We start from the raw sequence: 4658 nt of genomic DNA, 5'->3' as shown, positions 1-4658 counted from the left end.
CGCCGCATCAGCGCGTCGGCCGGGGGGAGGGCGTAGGCGGCGGCGCCCGTCGGGCAGACGGAAGCGCAGTTGCCGCAGCCGGCGCAGACATAAGGGTCGATCGCCACGGACTCGCCCGCGGGCGAGATCGCGCCGGTCGGGCATACGTCCAGGCAGCGCGTGCAGCCGGTGATCCGCGAGCGCGCATGCGCGCAGATCCCGGGGTCGAGATCGACATAGCGCGGCTTGTCGAAGGTCCCGACGAGATGGGTGGCCTCCGCCACGGCGCGCTCCACGGCGGCGGGATCGCGCGGGTCGGCCCGAAGGTAGCCGGCCCGGACCTCATGGGCGGGAAACAGCGGCGTTTCGCCCGACAGGTCGAGGATCAGGTCGCAATGGGAGGTCGCCCCGTCCCGCGGCGCGCCGAAGACCAAGTGGTCGCGGGAGGAGGGCGCGGGCTGCGCGTAGTCGTCGACCTTGAGCTCGAACGCGCCGAGCCGCCCCTTCGCGTTCCGGATCACGCCGCGGAAGATCGGAAACTCGTAGCGCAGCGGCGGCGCGACCTCGCCTGGCCGGGCGAGCAGGACCGTGACGTCGAGATGGTCGGCCAGCCGCCTTGCGGCTTCCACCGCGCTTTCGTCGCGCCCATAGACGAGCGCCACTCCTTCGCTTTCGAGGGACACCATCGTGGTTTGCGGCAGCGGCTCCGCCGCGGCGGCGAGCAGGCCGGCCATCTTCGGCCCCGCCCGGCGCGCATCCGACGACCAGCCGGCGTTTTCGCGGATGTTGACGTAGGCCACGCGGTCTTCGGCGCCGAGTTCGGCCGCGACCTCCTCGAACAGCGGCGCCTGCAGCGTGCATGAAACAGTGACCGGCGCCCCGCTCGCCGCGGCGTCGCGGAACCGGTCGAGTTCACGGCCGCAGAGCTGGTCGGCGGTTCTCAGCGCCCCGCCGCAGGCCGGGGCGATCGCCGCCTCGTCGAGCGGCATCGTCTTCTCGCAGGAGCAGGCGAATACGATACGGTCGGTCACGGAGCGTCAGCATCCCTGGGTCGACACACGCCCCTTCGCGGAGCGCCAAGCCTCCCTTATAGTTTGAAGCGTTCGAAACTGCGATCCGATATCGGCATCAGGGGGCTGTGCGTGTCCGCAGTCTGCAACCGACCCCGACATGGCCGCCGCGCATGACTTTGCTCGCGCCCAGCCGGACCGCCTCGCGCCTCATGCTCCCGCCGGCCTTCTCGCAGGCCGAAGCCGCGCCGGGGGAGGGCGCCTTCGCCGCCGCCTGTCGCATGGCCGGCGCCGCGGGGCCGGGCGCCTTCGTGGTGACGGACCGGCAGGACGTCATAGACTTCGCGGTGGTGCTTGCGCCGGACGAGCCGCTCGTGTCCGCCCGTCGGGCGCTGTTCGCCGGAATGCTGGCGCTGGCCGACGCGGTCGCGTCGATCGGTCCGGCGGAGATGCCGGTCGCGATCAGCTGGCCGGACACGCTGCTCTACGATCGCGCGCGGCTGGGCGGCGGCCGCCTCGGCTGGCCGCAGGACTGCGCGGCGGACGCCGCGCCGGACTGGCTGGTCTTCGGCGGGATGCTGATCGCCTCCAAGGCGCATGCGGGCGATCCCGGCCTTACCCCGGGCTCCACTTCGCTGGAGGAGGAGAGCTTCGGGCCGGGCGCACGCGAGCTCATCCTCGAGAGCTTCGCGCGCAACCTCATGAAGGCCTTCGAGATCTGGAGCGAAGACGGATTCGAGGCGCTGGCGGCGCGCTACCTCGGCCACATGCCGGAGCCGTCGGCGAGGCCGAGGCGGATCGATCTGAACGGCGACTGCCTTGTCGGCCCGGATGGGGAGCGTCTTGCGCTCGCGCGCGCGCTGGAGGCCGTCGACTGGCTCGATCCGACGACGGGAGCGGTACGGCTGTGACGGCTCTCAGGCTCCCCCGCACCATCCGGTTCGATCCCTCCGACACGCTGGTGTTCGAGCGCGCCGCCGAGCCCGGCGAATGGGCCGTGCCGGGCTCGTTCCTGTTCTGGGATCAGGATGTCGCGAGCTTTGTGGGCAAGGCCAGGGCCGCCTTCCGCGCGGGCTTTGTCGGCGTCCGCTCGCTCGGCTTCTCGACGCTGGTGGTGATCGTCGAGGCGAGCGAGGCCGAGCGCGACGAGGCCGTGGAGGATCTCGCGCGCCACATCCATGAACGTCTCGGCGCGCCCGACCTCGCCACCGCGCGCGCCGCCGCCAGGGAGGAGATCGAGGTCGCGGCCTCGCTATGCCGCCCCGAGATCGGGACGCTGATCGCCATGCACCGGACCTGGGAGGAGGGCGAGATCCGAGAGTCTTTCAGGACGCTGCGCCGCCGCGCGCCGGGGGAGGACAGGCTGCACGGCGGCCTCCGGGCCTTCCGGCTCATCGAGGCGGACGACGAGGAGCAGCCGGAGGAGCATGTCGACCTGCTCGGCCTCCAGAGCGCGGGGAAGTGAGACGATGACCGAGTTCTGGGTGTCGAGCGGCCATCACCTCGTGCAGCGAACCGAAGGCGGCGGGCTCGCGGTCACCGACGAACTGATCCTCGCCTATCTGGCGCGCCCTGAACTGACGCCGCCTCCGGAGGCCTGCGCCGCCGAGCGCGCGCTCCACGCGGCGCTGCTGGACGCGCCGCGCCGGGGCGTGACCCCGCAGGAGATCGCGGCGATCGCGGACCCCGACGCGCGCGAGAACTGGGAGGTGATGCGGGCCTTCCGCGACCGGCTGCTGGGCGCCCGCTCCATCGAGGCCGCCTATCTCTCGCTCGTGCGGGACGGTCTGCAGGGCGTGCCGTCGCTGTTCGTCAACCAGCTCGTCCACCTGATCCTGCGGAACGCGCTCGACGGCTGCGAGGATCCTTACGTGCTGCGCGCAGCGGAACTGTTCTTCCGGGAGCAGCGGGTGACGCGGCTCGATGGGGCGGCGCTGCTTGCGGACGCCGAAGTCATCGGGGCGCGCGAAGGCGCCGCGCCGCTGTCGCCGCTTGTCGCCATGCTCGGGCAGGAAGCGGCGCACGAACTCGACGTGCTGAACGACGACAACGCCTGGAGCTACTGGAGCCGCTCCGACGCCTTCACGATGGCGCTCAATCTCGGCTCCAGCCCGAAGAGCCGCGCCGCCCTCGCCACGGTGATCGAGGTCTGGATCAGGCATCTGCTCAACGTGGAGGTCCGCGTCGCCCCGCTGGAGCGGCTCGAAGACCCGGACTGGCGCTGGTTCGTGGGTCTCGACGCTGAAGCGACCCGGATCGGCAATGCGCTCTGGCGGGGCGAGGAGATCACGGCGCAGGAGCAGGAGCGGCTGATCGGGCTTCTGAGCCTGTCCTTCGCCGATCCGCGGGACGTCGACGCCCGCGTCGGCGACCGGCCGCTCTCCCTGCTGCTGGCGATGACGCCGGAGAAGACCCTGCGGGTGAAGCCGCACAACCTGATCGTGGGCCTGCCGCTGGCGTCGAACAGGGAGGCCGCCTAGATGGACGAAGCGCGAGGCCCAGCCGCGAAACTGCCGGAAAGCCACTTCGAGGTCGGAGTCATCGTCGCGCGCCGTCGTCTGAAGGGCCCGTGGGCGAGCCACGCCTGGCTCCCGATCGCGGCCTTGCCCGCCGCGCCGGCCGCCGCGCCCTGGACCAGGCTCTCCGAGGACGATGACGGCGAAACCTTCTTCGCCGGCGCCTACGACGTGTCGCTGCATCCTGCGGAGACCTCGCACTACCGTGACAACCTCGTCATGGACCCGCCGAAGCTCTGGATTCTCCTGCGTGAGGATGGCGAAGGCTGCTCGGTCGCGGCGGTCACGGCCGACCCTTACGAGGGGGAGGCGATGGCGGAGGGGAATGGCGAGGTGGTGGAGGCGGTGCCCATGCCGCGTGAGCTGCAGGCGAAGGTCATGGCCTTTGTCGAAGCCTTCCACGTCGAGCGCAGGTTCGAGAAGCGGAAGCGCGACCGCGCTGACCCGGAGGCGCTGGCGCGCGGGGGTCGGGGCCGCCCGGGGAGGCGGGAGACATGAGCGGCGATTTCCTCTCCCGCTGGTCACGGCGCAAGGCGGAGGCGGCCGCGCCCTCTCCGCAGAGCGACGCGAGTCCGGGGCCCCGGTCGATCGAGGCGCTCGCCGAAGAGGCGTCGCCGCCTCCGGAGGCTTTGGCCGTCGAGGAGGCTGAGGCGCCTGTCGAACTCAGCGCCGAGGAGATCGCCGCGCTGCCGCCGGTCGAGGAGCTGACGCCGGGCAGCGACCTCGGTCCGTTCCTCCGCGCCGGGGTGCCGACCCTGCTGCGCAATGCGGCGCTCCGGCGGATGTGGGCCGTCGATCCGGCCATCCGGGACTTCCTCAACGACGCCCGCGAATACGCCTATGACTGGAACACGCCCGGCGGCGTGCCGGGGCTCGGGCCATTGCTGCCTACCGACGACGTCAGAGAGATGGTCCGCTGCGTCTTCGACGGCCCGGCCCGTCGCGCGGAGGCGCGGCAGGACATCGCCGCCGGCGCTGACGAGCCCGAGGTCGCGCGCCCTGCAGACGAGGCCGACCGGCCCCCGGAGCCTCTCCAGGAAGCGGCGCAGAGCCTCGGACATGTGCCCGCGCCGCTTGATGAAACTGCGTTCGCCGCAGCCGTTCCGGAGGGGCGGCCTGCGACGATTGACGCCCGCCCGGCCGAGGCGCGGGC

6 protein-coding genes are annotated in these 4658 nt (G+C 71.9%); 5 read left to right on the top strand and 1 reads right to left on the bottom strand.

Going from position 1 to position 4658, the window contains the following annotated elements; genetic code table 11:
- Nucleotides 1-968, bottom strand: a 968-nt coding sequence (locus ACIKT0_RS13205) for an indolepyruvate ferredoxin oxidoreductase subunit alpha (RefSeq protein WP_407105787.1), incomplete at its 3' end; no start/stop codon positions are given.
- A gap of 194 nt (nucleotides 969-1162) precedes the next feature.
- On the opposite strand from ACIKT0_RS13205, the gene ACIKT0_RS13200 reads away from it, so the two are divergent.
- From ACIKT0_RS13200 to ACIKT0_RS13180, 5 genes are all read left to right on the top strand, one after another.
- Entirely contained in the window at nucleotides 1163-1900 is a 738-nt protein-coding gene (locus ACIKT0_RS13200) for a biotin/lipoate--protein ligase family protein (RefSeq protein WP_407105786.1), read from the top strand.
- Nucleotides 1897-2454: a DUF6505 family protein gene (locus ACIKT0_RS13195; RefSeq protein ID WP_407105785.1), complete on the top strand. Its 558-nt coding sequence runs from the start codon at nucleotides 1897-1899 to the stop codon at nucleotides 2452-2454. Before ACIKT0_RS13200 ends, ACIKT0_RS13195 begins: the two co-directional genes overlap by 4 nt.
- Before the next feature lie 4 nt (nucleotides 2455-2458).
- Nucleotides 2459-3469, top strand: a complete 1011-nt coding sequence (locus tag ACIKT0_RS13190) for a DUF6352 family protein (RefSeq protein ID WP_407105784.1) — start codon at nucleotides 2459-2461, stop codon at nucleotides 3467-3469.
- Nucleotides 3470-4003, top strand: coding sequence for a DUF3305 domain-containing protein (locus tag ACIKT0_RS13185; protein ID WP_407105783.1), 534 nt, complete (start codon nucleotides 3470-3472; stop codon nucleotides 4001-4003).
- A partial coding sequence (locus ACIKT0_RS13180) for a DUF3306 domain-containing protein (RefSeq protein WP_407105782.1) occupies nucleotides 4000-4658 on the top strand: 659 nt, incomplete at its 3' end. The genes ACIKT0_RS13185 and ACIKT0_RS13180, both read left to right, overlap by 4 nt.

It is taken from the genome of Hansschlegelia beijingensis (assembly GCF_045505405.1).
Lineage (GTDB): Bacteria > Pseudomonadota > Alphaproteobacteria > Rhizobiales > Methylopilaceae > Methylopila > Methylopila beijingensis_A.
Note: the sequence above shows the minus strand (reverse complement) of the source record. Positions and strands in the feature narration are given on the sequence as shown.